Origin of the sequence: Pseudomonas sputi (assembly GCF_021603585.1) — a bacterium.
In the GTDB taxonomy this organism is placed as follows: domain Bacteria; phylum Pseudomonadota; class Gammaproteobacteria; order Pseudomonadales; family Pseudomonadaceae; genus Aquipseudomonas; species Aquipseudomonas sputi.
Window position 1 is genome coordinate 60078 of record NZ_BQHI01000005.1, and the last position, 17739, is coordinate 77816.

Here is a 17739-nt window from a genome sequence, read left to right on the forward strand (position 1 = left end):
TCAGTTTTCCGTCGCCTGCACACTCAACCACTTCTTCGACAACGCCTCCAGCCGCCCGTCCGCTCTGATCCGCTGCAAGGCATTCTCCAGGCTCGCGCGAAACGCCGGGTTACCCTTCTGAAACGGTATCGCCAGATCAACCGGCGGGCCGACCTTCGGTTTTTCTTCTGTCAGCGTCTGCACCAGCACCATGGGCCGAGGTTGCTCGTCCTTTTTCGCCAGCAACTGCGTATTGACCTGCGTGTAAGGCTCGCTGAAATCGAAACGATCCTTGAGTTCCGGGGTCAGTGCTATGTGGTTGAGCGCGACGTCGTACTTGCCGCTTTCGACGCCCTGGAGCAGATCGGCTTCGTCGGTGACGATGAAGTCGGCCCGCACATCCAGTTCGTTGGCCAGCAGCTGCCCAAGCTCGACCTCGAACCCGGTGAGCGTGTCGCCGTCCTTGAAATTGAAGGGCGGTGTATTAGCCTCAAGGGCAATGCGCAGCTCGCCACGGTCGTAGACGTCATCAATCAGTTCGGCGTGAGCCAGAGGGCTCAGAAGGGGAAGCAGGCAGATCAGGCCAGGCAGAAAACGCATGGTCACTCCTTTGAAATCGATATCGGCCTGTTTTCCAGGCTCGCTTTGCTATGGTTGTCGAGTGCCTTCGACAACGAATGGTCATGAAGTTGTCATGACCGTGCGGATTTTACGGAAAAACTGGAGAAGAAAATGAAAAGCTTTATGTCACGTGCAGCGTTGGCCGGTGTGCTGATGGGGGTTTCGGTACTGGCCAGTGCGGCCACACCGGCACCGAAGGGCGCCGAAGTGTTCATCGTTTCTCCCGAGGACGGAGCCACGGTTGCGCAGACCTTCACGGTCAAGTTCGGTGTAAAGGACATCGCGCTGGCACCTGCCGGTGACGTCACCAAAAACACCGGTCATCACCATCTGCTGATCGATGCCAAGGAAATCGTGCCGGCCGGTTCCGTCGTGCCGACCGACGCCAACCACATGCACTTCGGCAAGGCGCAGACCCAGGCCGACATCAAGCTCGCACCGGGCAAGCACACCCTGCAACTGGAGCTGGGCGACAGCGGCCACATGGCGTTCGATCCGCCGATCGTGTCGAAGAAGATCACCGTCAACGTAGAATGACGTTTTCGCGTGTATAAAAAAGGGAGCCCCGAGGGGCTCCCTTTTTTGTCGCTCAACGCTTGATCAGAACAACACGCGGCTACGGATGGTACCGTTGACGTGTTGCAGCTTCTCTTGCGCCAGCTCCGAGTACTCGGCGTCGACGTCGATCACCACGTAGCCGACTTTCTCGTTGGTCTGCAGGAACTGACCGGAGATGTTGATGCCGTTTTCGGCGAAGACCTTGTTGATCTCGCTCATCACACCCGGAATGTTCTCGTGGATGTGCAGCAGGCGGTGCTTGCCAGGATGAGCCGGCAGGGCCACTTCCGGGAAGTTCACGGACGATACCGAAGTACCGTTGTCGCTGTACTTGACCAGTTTCTCAGCCACTTCCAGACCGATGTTGGCCTGCGCTTCGGCGGTAGAGCCGCCGATGTGCGGGGTCAGGATCACGTTGTCCAGGCCACGCAGCGGGCTTTCGAACTCTTCGTCGTTGGAGCGCGGCTCGACCGGGAACACGTCGATGGCGGCGCCGATCAGGTGCTTGTCCTTGATCGCAGCGGCCAAGTGATCCAGCTCGACCACGGTACCGCGTGCCGCGTTGATCAGAATGCCGCCTTTCTTGATGGCGCGGATTTCCTTCTCGCCGATCATCCACTGGGTCGCAGCGGTTTCCGGTACGTGCAGGGTGACGATATCGGACATACCCAGCAACTCGTGTAGGTTGCCGACCTGGGTCGCGTTGCCCAGTGGCAGCTTGGTCACGGTGTCGTAGAAGAACACCTGCATGCCCAGACCTTCCGCCAGGACCGACAGCTGAGTACCGATCGAGCCGTAGCCGACGATGCCCAGTTTCTTGCCACGGATCTCAAAGGAGTTGGCTGCGGACTTGATCCAGCCGCCACGGTGGCAGGAAGCGTTTTTCTCAGGGATGCCGCGCAGCAGCAGGATCGCTTCGGCCAGCACCAGCTCGGCCACGGAGCGGGTGTTGGAGTACGGCGCGTTGAACACGGCGATGCCGCGCTCGCGGGCCGCGTCCAGGTCAACCTGGTTGGTGCCGATGCAGAAACAGCCGACGGCGACCAGTTTCTTCGCGTGATCGAAGATCTCTTCGGTCAGTTGGGTGCGCGAACGAATGCCGATGAAGTGAGCGTCAGCGATCTTTTCCTTGAGCTGGGCTTCCGGCAGGGAGCCTGTCAGGTATTCGATGCTGGTGTAGCCCGCCGCCTTGAGGACGTCGACAGCCGATTGGTGGACGCCTTCGAGAAGAAGGAACTTGATCTTGCTCTTATCGAGAGAAGTCTTGCTCATCTGCGTAAACCTGTATCCCGGAGAAAAATGGCAGGGAGGGGAGCAGCCTGGAGCTGACCCGCACGGCAAGAAAGCCGTCACCGCAGAACCGGCCTTGGGCACTGGCCTGCGGGGTCGGTATGCTAGCATAGCCACCCCGCTAAACACTCATTCCTGCGACGTGAAGCGTTCTCAGGATGACCATGAATTGTTCGAGAGTTCCGTCGATGACCAATCCTGCCCTGATTGATGAACTGAAGACCCTGGTCGAGCCTGGCAAAGTTCTGACCGATGCCGACTCCCTGAACGCTTATGGCAAGGATTGGACCAAGCACTTCGCCCCGGCGCCCAGCGCCATTGTGTTTCCCAAGACCATCGAGCAGGTGCAGGCCGTCGTCCGCTGGGCCAACGAACACAACGTGGCGTTGGTGCCGTCGGGCGGGCGCACTGGTCTTTCCGCCGCGGCCGTGGCCGCCAATGGCGAAGTGGTCGTGTCGTTCGACTACATGAACCGGATTCTCGACATCAACCTCACCGACCGCACCGCCGTCTGTCAGCCGGGCGTGGTCACCGCGCAATTGCAGAACGCGGCCGAAGAACATGATCTGTACTACCCGGTGGATTTCGCCTCTGCAGGTTCCAGCCAGATTGGCGGCAATATCGGCACCAATGCCGGCGGGATCAAGGTCATTCGCTACGGCATGACCCGCAATTGGGTGGCGGGCATGAAAGTCGTGACCGGCAAGGGCGATGTGCTGGAACTGAACAAGGATCTGATCAAGAACGCCACCGGTTATGACCTGCGGCAGCTGTTCATCGGCGCCGAAGGTACCCTCGGTTTTGTGGTCGAGGCCACCATGCGCCTGGATCGCGCGCCGAAGAACCTGACCGCAATGGTCCTTGGCACCGCCGATTTCGATTCGATCATGCCGGTGCTGCATGCCTTCCAGGGTCGCCTCGACCTGACCGCGTTCGAATTTTTCTCCGACAAGGCGCTGGCCAAGGTCATGGGCCGTGGCGATGTCCCGGCGCCGTTCGAAACCGACTGCCCGTTCTATGCCTTGCTGGAATTCGAGGCGACCACCGAAGAAGTGGCCAACACTGCCCTGGAAACCTTCGAGCATTGCGTGGAGCAGGGTTGGGTGCTGGACGGCGTGATGAGCCAGAGCGAAACCCAGTTGCAAAACCTGTGGAAGCTGCGCGAGTACATCTCCGAAACCATCTCCCACTGGACACCGTACAAGAACGACATCTCGGTGACCGTCTCCAAAGTCCCGGCGTTCCTGCAGGAAATCGACGCGATCGTCGGCGAACACTATCCGGACTTCGAAATCGTCTGGTTCGGCCACATCGGCGACGGCAACCTGCACCTGAACATTCTCAAGCCGGACAACCTGAGCAAGGACGAGTTTTTCGCCAAGTGCGCCACCGTCAACAAGTGGGTGTTCGAAACCGTCGAGAAGTACAACGGTTCGATTTCCGCCGAACACGGGGTGGGCATGACCAAGCGCGACTACTTGACCTACAGCCGCTCGCCGGTGGAAATCGAGTACATGAAAGCAGTCAAGGCGGTGTTCGACCCGAACGGCATCATGAACCCGGGCAAGATCTTCTCGGTTTGATTGGCAATCCCTGATGAATCAATGAAGGCAGGAGTCGGTAATGAGCTATCAGCACCAGTATGTCGACGGTACGCGGATTCATTTTCCGCTGGGGAAGGTGGTGTGCATCGGCCGTAACTACGCCGAACACGCCAAGGAACTGGACAACCCGGTGCCTACCGAGCCGTTGCTGTTCATCAAACCGGGCAGTTGCGTGGTGCCGCTGGAAGGCGGTTTCAGTATTCCGACCGAGCGTGGGTCCGTGCATTACGAAGCGGAAATCGCCGTGTTGATCGGCAAACCGCTGTCAACCAGACCAAGCCGCGAAGAAGTGCTCGACGCCATCTCCGGTTTCGCCCCGGCGCTGGACCTGACCCTGCGTGACAAGCAGGCCGAGCTCAAGTCCAAGGGCCTGCCGTGGGAAATCGCCAAGTCGTTCGACGGCGCGGCGGTGATCGCGCCGTTTGTGGTTGGCAGCACTTTCGCTGACCTGACCGACATCGGCATTCGCCTGACCATCAATGGTGAGGTGCGCCAGGACGGCAACAGCAGCGCGATGCTCAACCCGATCGTGCCGATGATCCAGCACATGGCCGGCTGCTTCTCGCTGCAGGCCGGTGACGTGATCCTGACCGGCACGCCGGTGGGCGTCGGCCCGCTGAACGTTGGCGATGAGATCGTGCTGGAACTGCCGGGCGCCAGTCGCTTCACCAGCAGCGTTCGCTGACTGCAACTCTGAAATACCTTTGTGGGAGCCAGCCTGCTGGCGATGACGGACCGTCAGTTGATGTTTCATTCGACTGATACACCGCCATCGCCGGCAGGCTGGCTCCCACATTTGTTTTTGTGTGGCAGCTCGCAAACGCAAAGGCATTCCGGCCATTTACCGTTTTTTTCACATTTTGTCCGGATAATTCCGGTCATTCTGGCGTCTGAGCCGGCCTCTTTGTGCTATTACCCGTAGCCTGAATTTTCGGAATGCGTCCTTTGATGTCCTCTCAAACTCAGCTCAAACCCGCTCGTCGTTCACGCTTCGCCCTGCGCTGGTATTCCTGGCTTTTGTTGGCTGCCGCCGCTGCATACGGGCTGGCGTTTGCCATGCATTGGGATGACCGGGGCGTGCTGTGGCTGCTCGAGCGTTTCGAAAGCCAGGCCGAGAAGCAGGAAAGCGTCTGGCTCCCGGACTACCGTGTGGTCATCGACGCCAAACCGCTGCCCGGCATGGAAAAGGACGAAGCTTCGGACCTGTCCTATAACCCGCAGACCAAAACCCTGTTTTCGGTGATGGGCAAGAATCCGTTTCTGGTCGAGCTGACCCTGCAGGGTGACGTGCTGCGCAAGATGCCGCTGGTGGGCTGGAGCAACCCGGAAGGCCTGACGGTGATGGAAAACGGCTTGATGGCGATTGTCGATGAACGCGAGCACCTGCTTTCCATCGTCAAGGTCGATGCCGAGACCCGCGAACTGAAGCGCGACGATTTCCCGAAATACGACCTGGGCCCGTCGAAAGACCAGAACAAGGCCTTCGAAGCCATCACCTGGGACGCCCGTAACCAGCAACTGCTGTTGGGTGAAGAGCGTCCGCCTGCGCTGTTCACCTGGAAAAGCGACGGCAGCCAGGCACTAAAAGGGGACAAGCAGAAACTCGACAGCGATGAACTCGACATTCGCAACCTGTCGGCCCTGGCGATCGACCCGCGCACCGGCCACACCCTGGTGCTGTCTGCCGATTCGCACCTGTTGCTGGAGCTGGACAAGAAGGGCGAACAAGTCAGTTTCATGACCCTGCTCGGCGGTTTCAACGGTTTGAAGAAAACCATTCCCCGCGCCGAAGGCGTGACCATGGATGACTCGGGCACGCTGTACATGGTCAGCGAGCCGAACCTGTTCTACCGCTTTGAAAAGCAGAAGTAATCTCTCCTGCAGGGATTGCAGATCTGTGGAGTTGTGGCCTGAGGCAAGTGGCCATTAAGCTTCAGTTCAGACAGGCGTGATATTTCATCCGCCTGTTTTGACTCCGAGCCTGCCTGAATGCGTCGACTTGCCCGCCCCAAGCCTCTGTTCATCATCCTGTCGATGATTGCCCTGATCGCATTGATTGCGATCGGCCAATACATGCGTCTGTTCGAGCGTGCCTGGTTCAACCTGCATACGCTCTGGCAGCCGATGAGCAGCGAGGCCATCGGGCTTGATCGGTATCGGGTCGACATTGAAGCGAAGGTCATCGACGGGTTGAACGACGATGTCTCGGCGCTGACTTATGATCCGGTGCGCAAGAGCCTGTTCACGGTGACCAACAAGAATGCCGAACTGATCGAGCTGTCGCTGGATGGCACGATCCTGCGCCGTGTCGCCTTGATCGGTTTCGGCGATCCGGAAGCGGTGGAGTTCATCAGTGCCGACACCTACGTGATCACCGACGAGCGCCAGCAACGGCTGATCAAGATCCATCTGGAGCACGACACCACGTTCCTTGATGCAGCGGACGCCGAGCAAATGACCCTCGGGGTGCACATGAGCGGCAACAAGGGCTTTGAAGGCCTGGCTTACGACTCGGTGGGCAAGCGCCTGTTCGTGGCCAAGGAGCGGGATCCGATGCTGATCTATGAAGTGCACGGTTTCCCGCACTTCAATCCGGAAAAATCCTACGCGGTACACGTGATCAACAATCCCAAGCGCGATGCCGGGATGTTCGTGCGCGATCTGTCGAGCCTGCAATACGACGAGCGCAGCGGCCATTTGCTGGCGCTGTCCGACGAGTCACGGCTGATACTGGAACTGGATGTGGACGGGCGCCCGCTGAGTACCCTGTCGTTGAGCGGTGGTCGGCAGGGCCTGAAGAAAACCGTGCCGCAGGCCGAAGGTATCGCGATGGATGACGAAGGGACGTTGTATCTGGTGAGCGAGCCGAATCTGTTTTATGTCTTCAGCAAGCCTGCGCAGAACTGATTCGCACCACAAAAACATTGTGGGAGCTGGCAAGCCAGCTCCCACAAGTTTTTTATCGACCCACAAAATGTGGGCAGACTGGCTTACTCAGCCTTGAGGGTCTTCACGCCTTCGCTGGTACCCAGCAACAGCAGATCCGCCGGACGCGCCGCGAACAGGCCGTTGGTGACCACGCCGACGATCGCATTGATCTGCGCTTCCAGCTCCACCGGGTTGGTGATCTGCAGGTTGTGCACGTCGAGGATGATGTTGCCGTTGTCAGTCAGCACGCCTTCGCGGTAGACCGGGTCGCCGCCCAGTTTTACCAGCTGGCGAGCCACGTGGCTGCGGGCCATCGGGATCACTTCCACCGGCAGCGGGAAGGCGCCCAGCACCGGCACCAGTTTGCTGGCGTCGGCGATGCAGATGAAAGTCTGGGCCACGGCCGCGACGATCTTCTCGCGGGTCAGGGCTGCGCCGCCGCCCTTGATCAGGTTCAGGTGTTCGTCGCTTTCATCGGCGCCGTCGACGTAGAACTCCAGGTTGCTCACGGTGTTCAGCTCGTACACCGGAATCCCGTGGCCCTTGAGGCGCGCGGCGGTGGCTTCGGAGCTCGCGACCGCGCCATCGAACGCGCCCTTGTGCTGGGCCAGGGCGTCGATGAAGCAGTTGGCGGTGGAGCCGGTGCCGACGCCGACGATGCTCTTGTCGTCGAGTTTCGGAAGGATGAAGTCGACGGCGGCCTGGGCCACGGCCTGTTTGAGTTGATCCTGGGTCATGCGGGCTCCGGAAGCGGGCAAGGTGAGAACGGAAAGGCCGGCATTATAGCCGCAAGCGCGGCTAAAACCTCTGGATTCGTGTGGTCGTGCGGGCAAAAGCCGGGTTAGACTCCTCGGTCCCGCTCAACCGCTCAGTGATGCTTTCCGATGCTCGAACAGTACGTCAAAAAGATCCTCACCTCGCGCGTTTATGACGTTGCCGTAGAAACCCCGCTGCAGAACGCTCGCCAGCTCTCCGAGCGGCTGGGCAATGACATTTGGCTCAAGCGCGAAGATTTGCAGCCAGTGTTCTCGTTCAAGATTCGCGGCGCCTACAACAAGCTGACGCAACTGAGCGATGAAGAGCGCGCACGCGGCGTGGTCACCGCGTCGGCGGGCAACCACGCGCAGGGCCTGGCCCTGGCGGCCAAAGTGCTGGGCGTGAAAGCGACCATCGTGATGCCCAAGACCACCCCGGAGATCAAGGTCGAAGGCGTGCGCTCGCGTGGCGGCAAAGTGGTGCTGCACGGCGATTCCTTCCCGGAAGCCCTGGCCTACTCGCTGAAACTGGTCGATGAAAAAGGCTACGTCTACATCCACCCGTACGACGATCCGCACACCATTGCCGGGCAGGGCACCGTGGCGATGGAAATCCTGCGCCAGCACCCGCAGCCGCTGGACGCGATCTTCGTTCCGGTGGGCGGCGGCGGTCTGATCGCCGGCATCGCGGCATACGTGAAATACCTGCGCCCGGACATCAAGGTCATCGGCGTCGAGCCCGACGACTCCAACTGTTTGCAAGCGGCGATGGCGGCAGGCGAACGCGTGGTGCTGCCGACCGTGGGCATCTTCGCCGACGGCGTGGCGGTGGCACAGATCGGCCAGCACACCTTCGACATCTGCAAGGATTACGTCGATGAAGTGATCACCGTCAGCACCGACGAAATCTGCGCGGCGATCAAGGACATCTACGACGACACCCGTTCGATCACCGAACCGGCCGGCGCCCTCGGCGTGGCCGGGATCAAGAAGTACGTCGAGCAGCGCGGCGTCAGCGGCCAGACTTTCGTGGCCATCGACTCCGGGGCCAACGTCAACTTCGACCGCTTGCGCCACGTCGCCGAGCGCGCCGAACTGGGTGAAGGCCGCGAAGCGATCATCGCCGTGACCATCCCGGAGAAGGCCGGCAGCTTCAAGGCCTTCTGCGAGGCCATCGGCAAGCGCCAGATCACCGAATTCAACTACCGCTATAACAATGGCAGCGAAGCGCACATCTTCGTCGGCGTGCAGACCCACCCGGACAACGATCCGCGCAGTGCACTGCTGGCGAGCCTGACCGAGCAGGGTTTCCCGGTGCTCGATCTGACCGACAACGAACTGGCCAAACTGCACATCCGCCACATGGTGGGCGGTCGCGCCGCGCACGTGGTCGATGAAGTGGTGCTGCGCTTCGAGTTCCCGGAGCGTCCGGGCGCGCTGTTCAACTTTCTCAACAAGCTTGGCGGTCGCTGGAACATCTCGATGTTCCACTACCGCAACCACGGTGCAGCGGACGGCCGCGTGGTGGCGGGCCTGCAAGTGCCCCACGACGAACGTCATCTGGTGCCCGCAGCCCTTGAGGAAATCGGCTACCCGTACTGGGACGAAAGCGACAACCCGGCCTATCAGCTATTTCTTGGCTGAACGGCTACGCTGATGGGTATGGCCCAAGGAACGAGAAATACATGGAAACCCTGACCACCCTGAAAGTCCTTCACGTCGCGGCGACCGTGGTGATACTGGCGAGCGGGCTGGGGCTCGCCGCTGTTTCCTGGCGTAATCGTAGCGAGGGGCCGGCCAGCACGATGCAGCGACCCTGGTTGTTCGTCTGGTGTCTGATGCTGATCGGCGTGCTCAGCATGCCTTTCACCGGCTGGTGGCTGGTGCACCTGATTGGCTGGCCGTTGGGGCAATTCTGGATTCTGGGGTCCAGCGTGATCTATGCCGTTGCCACATTCAGTGCGGTCTGGCTGCTTGTTCGGCTTAATCGGCTATGGACCAGCGGGGTCGGCAACCGGACATTCAATCTGGTGCTGGCGATTGTCAGCGGGGTCGGATTTCTCGCCATTGCGGCGTTGATGGGGGCCAAGCCGGTTTAAGGTTTGAAGTCGTGTCAACCCAATCGCTGGCAAGCCAGCGCCCACATTTGATCTGAGGCGTTCACAAATCTCCTGTGGGAGCTGCGGTGCGACGATTCGACTTGCCTGCGATGGCGATATCAGCCGCGCAGGCTTATGACGGGCCAGCCGCGCTTCTCGGCTTCGGCCCGCAGGTTCGGGTCCGGGTCGACCGCTACCGGATTCGCCACCTGCTCCAGCAGCGGCAGGTCATTCATCGAGTCGCTGTAGAAGTAGCTGTCTTCCAGCGAATGCCCGGTTTCTTCCAGCCAGCGGTTCAGGCGCGTCACCTTGCCTTCACGGAAGCACGGCACGTCGGTGCTGCGCCCGGTGTAGCGACCGTCCCGCATCTCGCACTCGGTGGCGATCAGGGTTTCAACGCCTAGGCGCACGGCAATCGGCGCGGTGACGAAGCGGTTGGTGGCAGTGATGATCACCAGTTTGTCGCCGGCATCGCGGTGCTTTTTCAGCAGCTCAAGCGCCTTCGGCAGGACGATCGGCTCGATGCAGTCGCGCATGTAATCGCTGTGCCATTGCTCAAGCACGACCATCTCGGTGCGGCCGAGGATCTCCAGGCAGAAGTTCAGGTAAGCGGCGTTATCCAGTTTGCCGGCCAGGTAATCCTGATAGAACTCGTCGTTGCGCGCCTTGTAGGCGATCGGGTCGAGGAAGCCGCGTTCGCACAGATAATCGCCCCAAGCGTGATCGCTGTCGCCGCCCAGAAGGGTGTTGTCCAAATCGAATAAAGCCAGGCGCATTGCAGTTACCCGCTGAAAAGTCAGTAAAAAGGCCACAAGAATACGGTCTTTTCACAAGAGTGCACATAAGCTCGGAACCTTCGTTGCCGCCTTCACAACCTTTGTGGAACAATGCGGCGACATGCGTTTGCGAGGTTGTTGCCGTGATCGACCCCGATGGTTTCCGCCCCAATGTCGGGATCATTCTGACGAATGACGCCGGCCAGGTGCTATGGGCTCGCCGTATCAATCAGGATGCCTGGCAGTTTCCACAAGGGGGAATCAACCCCGAGGAGACGCCTGAAGACGCCTTGTACCGCGAGCTGAACGAAGAAGTGGGCCTGGAACGCGAAGATGTTGAAATTCTCGCCTGTACCCGGGGCTGGTTGCGCTATCGTTTGCCGCAACGTCTGGTGCGAACCCACAGCCAACCGCTGTGCATCGGCCAGAAACAGAAATGGTTTCTCCTGCGCCTGATCTCCAGTGAGCAGCGGGTGCGGATGGATTTGACCGGTAAACCGGAGTTCGATGGCTGGCGCTGGGTCAGTTATTGGTATCCGTTGGGCCAGGTGGTGACATTCAAGCGCGAAGTGTATCGCCGCGCTCTCAAAGAGCTTGCACCGCGCCTTTTAGCGCGCGACTGACGACGGAGTTCGACCCCGAGCCATGCTCAATACGCTGCGCAAGATCGTCCAGGAAGTTAACTCCGCCAAGGATCTCAAGGCGGCGTTGGCGATTATTGTGTTGCGCGTCAAAGAGGCCATGGGCAGCCAGGTCTGCTCGGTCTACCTGCTTGATCCAGAGACCAACCGCTTCGTGCTGATGGCCACCGAGGGCTTGAACAAGCGCTCGATCGGCAAGGTCAGCATGGCACCCAATGAAGGTCTGGTTGGCCTGGTCGGCACGCGTGAAGAACCCCTGAACCTTGAAAACGCCGCGGATCACCCGCGCTACCGCTACTTCGCCGAGACCGGCGAGGAGCGCTACGCCTCGTTCCTCGGGGCGCCGATCATTCACCACCGCCGCGTCGTCGGCGTGTTGGTCATTCAGCAGAAAGAACGCCGCCAGTTCGATGAGGGTGAAGAAGCCTTCCTCGTGACCATGAGCGCGCAGCTCGCCGGGGTCATCGCCCACGCCGAGGCCACAGGGTCGATCCGTGGCCTGGGCCGTCAGGGCAAGGGCATCCAGGAGGCCAAGTTCGTCGGCGTGCCGGGTTCGCCGGGCGCAGCGGTCGGTACCGCGGTGGTCATGCTGCCGCCGGCGGATCTGGACGTGGTGCCGGACAAGACCATCACCGACATCGATGCGGAACTGGCGCTGTTCAAGACCGCCATCGAAGGCGTGCGCGCCGACATGCGTGCGTTGTCGGCCAAACTGGCGACCCAGTTGCGTCCGGAAGAGCGCGCGCTGTTCGACGTCTACCTGATGATGCTCGACGATGCCGCGCTGGGCAGCGAAATCACCAAAGTGATCAAGACCGGTCAATGGGCCCAGGGCGCGCTGCGCCAGGTCGTGACCGATCACGTCAATCGTTTCGACTTGATGGACGACGAGTACCTGCGTGAGCGGGCCTCTGACGTCAAGGACCTGGGCCGCCGCCTGCTCGCCTACCTGCAGGAAGAGCGTCAGCAGAACCTGGTCTACCCGGAAAAAACCATTCTGGTCAGCGAAGAACTGACGCCGGCGATGCTCGGCGAGGTGCCGGAAGGCACGCTGGTCGGTCTGGTCTCGGTGCTCGGTTCGGGCAACTCCCACGTCGCGATCCTGGCCCGGGCCATGGGCATCCCGACTGTAATGGGTCTGGTCGACCTGCCGTACGCCAAGGTCGACAACATCGAGATGATCGTCGATGGCACCAAGGGCGAGGTCTACACCAACCCCAGCGAAGTGCTGCGCAAACAGTTCACCGAGGTGGTGGAGGAAGAGAAACAACTGGCGTTGGGGCTCGATACCCTGCGCGACCTGCCGTGCGTGACCCTCGATGGCCACCGCATGCCGCTGTGGGTCAACACCGGCCTGCTGGCGGACGTTGCGCGGGCGCAGCAGCGTGGCGCCGAAGGCGTCGGTCTGTACCGCACCGAAGTGCCGTTCATGATCAACCAGCGCTTCCCGAGCGAGAAAGAACAACTGGCGATCTACCGCGAGCAGCTCGCCGCGTTCCACCCGCAACCGGTGACGATGCGCAGCCTCGACATCGGCGGTGACAAGTCGCTGTCTTACTTCCCGATCAAGGAAGACAACCCGTTCCTCGGCTGGCGCGGGATCCGCGTCACCCTCGACCACCCGGAAATCTTCCTGGTGCAGACCCGCGCGATGCTCAAGGCCAGCGAAGGCCTGAACAACCTGCGGATCCTGCTGCCGATGATCTCCGGCATCCACGAGCTCGAAGAGGCGCTGCACCTGATCCACCGGGCCTGGGGCGAAGTGCGCGACGAAGGCACCGACGTGCCGATGCCGCCGGTGGGCGTGATGATCGAAATTCCTGCGGCGGTTTACCAGACCAAAGAGCTGGCGCGGATGGTGGACTTCCTGTCGGTCGGCTCCAACGATCTGACCCAGTACCTGCTGGCGGTGGACCGCAACAACCCACGGGTGGCCGATCTCTACGACTACCTGCACCCGGCGGTGCTGCAAGCCTTGCAGACCGTGGTGCGTGACGCCCATGCCGAAGGCAAGCCGGTGAGCATCTGCGGCGAGATGGCCGGTGACCCGGCGGCCGCGGTGCTGTTGATGGCGATGGGTTTCGACAGCCTGTCGATGAACGCCACCAACCTGCCAAAGGTGAAATGGATGCTGCGCCAGATCAACCTGAGCAAGGCCAGGGATCTGCTGGCGGAACTGATGACCATCGACAACCCGCAGGTGATCCACAGCTCGCTGCAACTGGCGCTGAAGAGCCTCGGACTGGCGAAGATGGTCAATCCGGCGGCGGTCAAGCCCCTCTAGCTCGAATAGCGCCCATCGCGAGCAAGCTCGCTCCCACATTGGAATGCATTGCCTTGTGGGGGCAGCCTGCTCGCGATGGCGTCAGTTCAGGCGCCGCTAAATCAGAATCTCCACTTCCCCCAGATGCCCGCCATACGGCCCGAAACTACGCTCCACCATCCGCCGCGTCCCATCCGCCTGCACGATCAGCGCCGTGCTCGCCCGCGTCCCGTAGCTCTGGCTGGCAATGAACACACTCGACAGCAACGACTCGGTCGCCAGCCCCACGCCGGTATCCGGCAGTTCGGCAAACGGCGCCGTTTGCGCATCGCTCAATAAGGCCAACAATCGCTCGGGCTGCGGATCATCCAGCACCGCACTCAAGGCCGCCCTGGCCTTGAGCAGTTTCGGCCACGGCGTATCCAGCCCGGCGTTGGACAGGCCATAGACGCCGGGCTGCAACATCACAGGCTCCATAGACCGCGCATTGAAGTGCCACAGTTCGTTGGCATTGCCCAGCAGCAGGTTGAAGCCGGCATATTCCGGCGAACGGGCGACCACGTCGGACAAATAGTCATCGATCGACAGGTTTCCGGTGAGAAAACTTGCGACCAGCTCACCCCGAGAGCGTCGCGCCGGCGGCTGATGCGGATCGCGGATGTTGGTCAGCGCCGCAAAACGACCGTTGGCGCCCAGGCCGAGCCAGGTGCCCCCAGCCTCAAGATCGCGACCGGCGTGAACCTGCGGCGACTCGGGCCACTGCGCCAGCGGCAGGCTGGGCCGGGCGTAGAATTCGTCACGGTTGGCCGCGACGATCAGCGGCTGGGCATGCCCCGGCCGCCAGGCGAAAACGATCAGGCACATAAGGTGGTCCTTGTGTGTTTTTGCCCACTCTACGCAGACATCGTCCGTGCATCCATCGCCAGTTCCGCCTGAGGCCCTGCATCCGTTACCATGCCGCTCCGGTTTTGGGACGCGCCTTGGGAGGCAGCCATGGAATTTCTGCTCTATCTGGCGCTTGGCGCCTGTGCGGGCGTATTGGCCGGGCTGTTCGGGGTGGGCGGCGGGATCATCATCGTCCCGGTGCTGGTGTTCAGTTTCACCTTGCAGGGCTTCGATCCGTCGATCCTGACCCATCTGGCGGTCGGCACGTCCCTGGCGACGATCATCTTCACCTCGGTCAACGCCGTGCGTGAGCATCACCGGCGCGGTGCGGTGCGCTGGCCGATCTTCCGCTGGATGACCGTGGGCATCCTGCTCGGCGCCGGTTTCGGTGCGCTGACGGCCGAAGCGATCTCCGGCCCGAACCTGCAAAAGATCATCGGTGTCTTCGCCCTGGTGATTGCGGCGCAGCTGGCGCTGGACGTCAAACCCAAGGCCAGCCGAACGGTGCCGGGTAAACTCGGTCTGACCGTGGCCGGCAGTGTGATCGGCTGGGCATCGGCGATTTTCGGGATTGGCGGCGGCTCGCTGACCGTGCCGTTCCTGACCTGGCGCAGCGTGCCGATGCAGCAGGCGGTGGCGACCTCATCGGCCTGCGGCCTGCCGATTGCCGTGGCCAGTGCCATAAGTTTCATGATTCTGGGCTGGCATGATCCGTTGCTGCCGGCCCATAGTCTCGGTTTTGTGTATTTGCCGGCACTGCTCGGTATTGCCCTGACCAGCATGGTGTTCGCCCGTGTCGGCGCGCGGCTGGCACACAGGTTGTCGCCAAAGTTGCTGAAACGGCTGTTCGCGGCTTTGCTGTTTTGCGTGGGCCTGAGCTTTCTGTTCTGAGCCGTTTGTTTTGGCCGGTCGCAATCCTGGCTTAATCCTGAGGTGACAGCGTCGCCCGGGAATTTTTGAAGATTTGAATGCTAACGAGGAGTCGCAATGCTGCCTTACCCGCAGATCGATCCGGTGGCCCTGGCCATCGGTCCGCTGAAAATCCACTGGTACGGCCTGATGTACCTGGTCGGTATCGGCGGCGCGTGGCTGCTGGCATCGCGCCGGCTCAACCGTTTCGACCCGACCTGGACCAAGGAAAAACTCTCCGACCTGGTGTTCTGGCTGTCGATGGGGGTGATTGTCGGCGGGCGTCTGGGCTATGTGCTGTTCTATGACCTGAGCGCTTACCTGGCCAACCCGACGCTGATTTTCGAAGTGTGGAAGGGTGGCATGTCGTTCCACGGCGGGTTCATCGGCGTAATGCTGGCCGCGTTGTGGTTCGGCAAGCGTAACGGTAAGTCGTTCTTCCAGCTGATGGACTTCGTCGCGCCAATGGTGCCGATCGGTCTGGGCGCCGGGCGTATCGGCAACTTCATCAACGCCGAGCTGTGGGGCAAGGCCACCGACGTGCCGTGGGCCATGGTGTTCCCGCCGTTCAGCGACCCGGCGCAACTGCCGCGTCACCCGTCGCAGCTGTATCAGTTCGCGCTCGAAGGCGTCGCGCTGTTCCTGATCCTCTGGCTGTTCTCGCGCAAGCCGCGGCCGACCATGGCGGTCTCGGGCATGTTCGCGCTGTTCTATGGCATCTTCCGTTTCATCGTCGAATTCGTCCGCGTGCCGGACGCGCAACTGGGCTACCTGGCCTGGAACTGGCTGACCATGGGTCAGGTTCTCTGCGTACCGATGATCATCGGCGGGCTGTTCCTGATCTGGCTGGCCTACCACCGCGCCCCGGCGGCGCCGGTTGCCCCGACAGCTTAAATATTCGAACCCCGGCGACGTCTGCCGGGGCTCAAGGACACAGGTAACTCATGAAGCAATATCTCGATCTGGTGTCGCACGTCATCACCAACGGCACCAAACAGGCCAACCGTACCGGCGTGAACACCATCAGCTTTCCGGGCGCCATGCTGCGCTTCGATCTGCAGGAAGGTTTCCCGGCGATCACCACCCGCAAGATGGCCTTCAAGTCGGCCATCGGCGAGATGTGCGGCTTTCTGCGGGGCGTGAACAACGCCGCCGAATTCCGTGCGCTGGGCTGCAAGGTCTGGGATCAGAACGCCAACGAAAACGCCCAGTGGCTGGCCAACCCGTTCCGCCAGGGCGAAGACGACCTCGGCGAGATCTACGGCGTGCAATGGCGCAAATGGCCGGCGTACAAGCAGATCCCGCTGAGCAACACCGCGGCCATCGAACAGACCTTGAGCAATGGCTACAAACAGATTGCCCAGGGCGAAGAAGACGGTCAGGCCTACGTGGTGCTGTACAAAGCCATCGATCAGGTGCGCCAGTGCGTCGACACGATCATCAAGGACCCGGGCAGCCGCCGCATCCTGTTCCACGGCTGGAACTGCGCCCAGCTCGATGAAATGGCCTTGCCGCCGTGCCATCTGCTGTACCAGTTCCACCCGAACGTCGAAACCAAAGAGATTTCTCTGACCCTCTACATCCGCTCCAACGACCTGGGTCTGGGCACGCCGTTCAACCTCACCGAAGGCGCTGCGCTGCTGAGCCTGATCGGTCGCCTGACCGGCTACACGCCGCGCTGGTTCACCTATTTCATCGGTGACGCCCACGTCTATGAAAACCACCTGGACATGCTCAACGAACAGCTCAAGCGTGAGCCGTTCGCCATGCCGAAGCTGAAGATTTCGGATCGCGTGCCGGAGTTTGCCAAGACCGGTGTTTATCAGCCGGAATGGCTGGAGCTTGTAGAGCCGAGCGACTTCTCGCTGGAAGGCTACGAGCACCATGCGCCGATGACCGCGCCGATGGCGGTCTGAAGCAGGAGTGACAAAACACTGAGGGAGCCAAATGGCTCCCTCAGTTGTTTCTGGCGTTCTTAATGACCGTGGCTGCGGCCCACATGCGAATGCTCAACCTCCGCCGCCACAACCCCGCCACTCACCTCCAGCCGCTGCAGGATCCCGCACTGATCCGCTTCCGGCCCTTCGCCACAGCGCTGGCGCAGGTCGAGCAGTTGCGTCTGCAATGCCAGTAACCCATCGATTCGCGCCTTGACGTGCTGGATGTGCTCGTCGATCAGCGCATTCACGCTTTCGCACTGATCCTGCGGGCTGTCGCGCAAGGCGAGCAGGCTGCGGATTTCTTCGAGGGTCATGTCGAGGGTGCGGCAGTTGCGGATGAAGGTCAGGCGCTCGGCGTGGGCCTGGTTGTAGACGCGGTAGTTGCCGTCGCTGCGGGCTGGTTCCGGCAGCAGGTTTTCGCGCTCGTAGTAGCGGATGGTTTCCACGGCGCAATCGGTCTGTTTTGCCAGTTCTCCGATCTTCATGACGGC

At 61.1% G+C, this 17739-nt stretch carries 18 protein-coding genes; 12 read left to right on the forward strand and 6 right to left on the reverse strand.

Annotation, left to right across the window (positions count from 1 at the left end; translation table 11 throughout):
• Nucleotides 1-579 carry a transporter substrate-binding domain-containing protein gene (locus tag L6D81_RS09000; RefSeq protein ID WP_236178770.1) on the reverse strand — a complete coding sequence of 193 codons (579 nt, stop codon included), beginning with the start codon at nt 577-579 and terminating at the stop codon, nt 1-3.
• Nucleotides 580-711: 132 nt separating this feature from the next.
• On the opposite strand from L6D81_RS09000, the gene L6D81_RS09005 reads away from it, so the two are divergent.
• On the forward strand, nt 712-1137 hold the full coding sequence (locus L6D81_RS09005) for a DUF4399 domain-containing protein (RefSeq protein ID WP_236178771.1): 426 nt from the start codon (nt 712-714) through the stop codon (nt 1135-1137).
• Nucleotides 1138-1200: 63 nt separating this feature from the next.
• Here the strand turns inward: L6D81_RS09005 and serA are convergent, their stop codons facing one another.
• A complete protein-coding gene (gene serA, locus L6D81_RS09010) occupies nt 1201-2430 on the reverse strand; it encodes a phosphoglycerate dehydrogenase (protein ID WP_007932850.1) in 1230 nt (409 codons plus the stop codon).
• Between the two features lie 206 nt (nt 2431-2636).
• Here serA and L6D81_RS09015 point away from each other — a divergent pair, with 206 nt between their 5' ends.
• The 4 genes from L6D81_RS09015 (at nt 2637) to L6D81_RS09030 (ending at nt 6959) form a co-directional block, all read left to right on the forward strand.
• A complete protein-coding gene (locus L6D81_RS09015; RefSeq protein ID WP_236178772.1) occupies nt 2637-4031 on the forward strand; it encodes an FAD-binding oxidoreductase in 1395 nt (464 codons plus the stop codon).
• A 40-nt stretch (nt 4032-4071) separates the two neighbouring features.
• Nucleotides 4072-4737, forward strand: a complete 666-nt coding sequence (locus L6D81_RS09020) for a fumarylacetoacetate hydrolase family protein (protein ID WP_236178773.1) — start codon at nt 4072-4074, stop codon at nt 4735-4737.
• 263 nt (nt 4738-5000) lie between these two features.
• Nucleotides 5001-5924 (forward strand): SdiA-regulated domain-containing protein, encoded by a 924-nt coding sequence (locus tag L6D81_RS09025; protein ID WP_236178774.1) that lies wholly within the window; start codon nt 5001-5003, stop codon nt 5922-5924.
• Nucleotides 5925-6041: 117 nt separating this feature from the next.
• Nucleotides 6042-6959: an SdiA-regulated domain-containing protein gene (locus L6D81_RS09030; RefSeq protein ID WP_236178775.1), complete on the forward strand. Its 918-nt coding sequence runs from the start codon at nt 6042-6044 to the stop codon at nt 6957-6959.
• Between the two features lie 83 nt (nt 6960-7042).
• On the opposite strand, the gene rpiA is transcribed toward L6D81_RS09030, so the two are convergent.
• A complete protein-coding gene (rpiA, locus tag L6D81_RS09035; RefSeq protein WP_007953476.1) occupies nt 7043-7717 on the reverse strand; it encodes a ribose-5-phosphate isomerase RpiA in 675 nt (224 codons plus the stop codon).
• Between the two features lie 147 nt (nt 7718-7864).
• Here rpiA and ilvA point away from each other — a divergent pair, with 147 nt between their 5' ends.
• Nucleotides 7865-9379, forward strand: a complete 1515-nt coding sequence (gene ilvA, locus L6D81_RS09040; protein WP_011336426.1) for a threonine ammonia-lyase, biosynthetic — start codon at nt 7865-7867, stop codon at nt 9377-9379.
• Between the two features lie 41 nt (nt 9380-9420).
• Nucleotides 9421-9834, forward strand: a complete 414-nt coding sequence (locus L6D81_RS09045; protein ID WP_236178776.1) for a DUF2269 family protein — start codon at nt 9421-9423, stop codon at nt 9832-9834.
• A gap of 119 nt (nt 9835-9953) precedes the next feature.
• Here the strand turns inward: L6D81_RS09045 and L6D81_RS09050 are convergent, their stop codons facing one another.
• Nucleotides 9954-10610: a histidinol-phosphatase gene (locus L6D81_RS09050; RefSeq protein WP_236178777.1), complete on the reverse strand. Its 657-nt coding sequence runs from the start codon at nt 10608-10610 to the stop codon at nt 9954-9956.
• 143 nt (nt 10611-10753) lie between these two features.
• On the opposite strand from L6D81_RS09050, the gene L6D81_RS09055 reads away from it, so the two are divergent.
• The gene (locus L6D81_RS09055; RefSeq protein ID WP_236178778.1) at nt 10754-11233 is read left to right on the forward strand and encodes an RNA pyrophosphohydrolase; all 480 of its coding nucleotides are present in this window, start codon (nt 10754-10756) and stop codon (nt 11231-11233) included.
• A gap of 22 nt (nt 11234-11255) precedes the next feature.
• On the forward strand, nt 11256-13535 hold the full coding sequence (gene ptsP, locus L6D81_RS09060; RefSeq protein WP_236178779.1) for a phosphoenolpyruvate--protein phosphotransferase: 2280 nt from the start codon (nt 11256-11258) through the stop codon (nt 13533-13535).
• Between the two features lie 96 nt (nt 13536-13631).
• Here the strand turns inward: ptsP and L6D81_RS09065 are convergent, their stop codons facing one another.
• Nucleotides 13632-14378, reverse strand: a complete 747-nt coding sequence (locus L6D81_RS09065; protein WP_236178780.1) for an NRDE family protein — start codon at nt 14376-14378, stop codon at nt 13632-13634.
• Between the two features lie 129 nt (nt 14379-14507).
• Between L6D81_RS09065 and L6D81_RS09070 the strand changes: the two genes are divergently transcribed.
• The 3 genes from L6D81_RS09070 to L6D81_RS09080 all read left to right on the forward strand — a co-directional run bounded on the left by L6D81_RS09070 (nt 14508) and on the right by L6D81_RS09080 (nt 17224).
• Complete coding sequence (locus tag L6D81_RS09070; RefSeq protein ID WP_236178781.1) at nt 14508-15290, forward strand: sulfite exporter TauE/SafE family protein; 783 nt, start codon at nt 14508-14510, stop codon at nt 15288-15290.
• 96 nt (nt 15291-15386) lie between these two features.
• Nucleotides 15387-16202 (forward strand): prolipoprotein diacylglyceryl transferase, encoded by an 816-nt coding sequence (gene lgt, locus L6D81_RS09075; RefSeq protein WP_039767887.1) that lies wholly within the window; start codon nt 15387-15389, stop codon nt 16200-16202.
• 50 nt (nt 16203-16252) lie between these two features.
• A complete protein-coding gene (locus tag L6D81_RS09080; RefSeq protein WP_236178782.1) occupies nt 16253-17224 on the forward strand; it encodes a thymidylate synthase in 972 nt (323 codons plus the stop codon).
• Nucleotides 17225-17283: 59 nt separating this feature from the next.
• Here the strand turns inward: L6D81_RS09080 and cadR are convergent, their stop codons facing one another.
• The gene (gene cadR, locus L6D81_RS09085) at nt 17284-17733 is read right to left on the reverse strand and encodes a Cd(II)/Pb(II)-responsive transcriptional regulator (RefSeq protein ID WP_236178783.1); all 450 of its coding nucleotides are present in this window, start codon (nt 17731-17733) and stop codon (nt 17284-17286) included.
• Nucleotides 17734-17739: the final 6 nt, after the last annotated feature.

Coding starts and splice junctions, on each gene's coding strand:
- lgt (WP_039767887.1), top strand. CDS start 15,387: ATGCTGCCTTACCCGCAGATCGATCCGGTGGCCCTGGCCATCGGTCCG.
- ptsP (WP_236178779.1), top strand. CDS start 11,256: ATGCTCAATACGCTGCGCAAGATCGTCCAGGAAGTTAACTCCGCCAAG.
- L6D81_RS09000 (WP_236178770.1), bottom strand. CDS start 579: ATGCGTTTTCTGCCTGGCCTGATCTGCCTGCTTCCCCTTCTGAGCCCT.
- L6D81_RS09050 (WP_236178777.1), bottom strand. CDS start 10,610: ATGCGCCTGGCTTTATTCGATTTGGACAACACCCTTCTGGGCGGCGAC.
- serA (WP_007932850.1), bottom strand. CDS start 2,430: ATGAGCAAGACTTCTCTCGATAAGAGCAAGATCAAGTTCCTTCTTCTC.
- L6D81_RS09030 (WP_236178775.1), top strand. CDS start 6,042: ATGCGTCGACTTGCCCGCCCCAAGCCTCTGTTCATCATCCTGTCGATG.
- rpiA (WP_007953476.1), bottom strand. CDS start 7,717: ATGACCCAGGATCAACTCAAACAGGCCGTGGCCCAGGCCGCCGTCGAC.
- L6D81_RS09080 (WP_236178782.1), top strand. CDS start 16,253: ATGAAGCAATATCTCGATCTGGTGTCGCACGTCATCACCAACGGCACC.
- L6D81_RS09045 (WP_236178776.1), top strand. CDS start 9,421: ATGGAAACCCTGACCACCCTGAAAGTCCTTCACGTCGCGGCGACCGTG.
- L6D81_RS09070 (WP_236178781.1), top strand. CDS start 14,508: ATGGAATTTCTGCTCTATCTGGCGCTTGGCGCCTGTGCGGGCGTATTG.
- L6D81_RS09020 (WP_236178773.1), top strand. CDS start 4,072: ATGAGCTATCAGCACCAGTATGTCGACGGTACGCGGATTCATTTTCCG.
- L6D81_RS09025 (WP_236178774.1), top strand. CDS start 5,001: ATGTCCTCTCAAACTCAGCTCAAACCCGCTCGTCGTTCACGCTTCGCC.
- cadR (WP_236178783.1), bottom strand. CDS start 17,733: ATGAAGATCGGAGAACTGGCAAAACAGACCGATTGCGCCGTGGAAACC.
- L6D81_RS09005 (WP_236178771.1), top strand. CDS start 712: ATGAAAAGCTTTATGTCACGTGCAGCGTTGGCCGGTGTGCTGATGGGG.
- L6D81_RS09015 (WP_236178772.1), top strand. CDS start 2,637: ATGACCAATCCTGCCCTGATTGATGAACTGAAGACCCTGGTCGAGCCT.
- L6D81_RS09065 (WP_236178780.1), bottom strand. CDS start 14,378: ATGTGCCTGATCGTTTTCGCCTGGCGGCCGGGGCATGCCCAGCCGCTG.
- ilvA (WP_011336426.1), top strand. CDS start 7,865: ATGCTCGAACAGTACGTCAAAAAGATCCTCACCTCGCGCGTTTATGAC.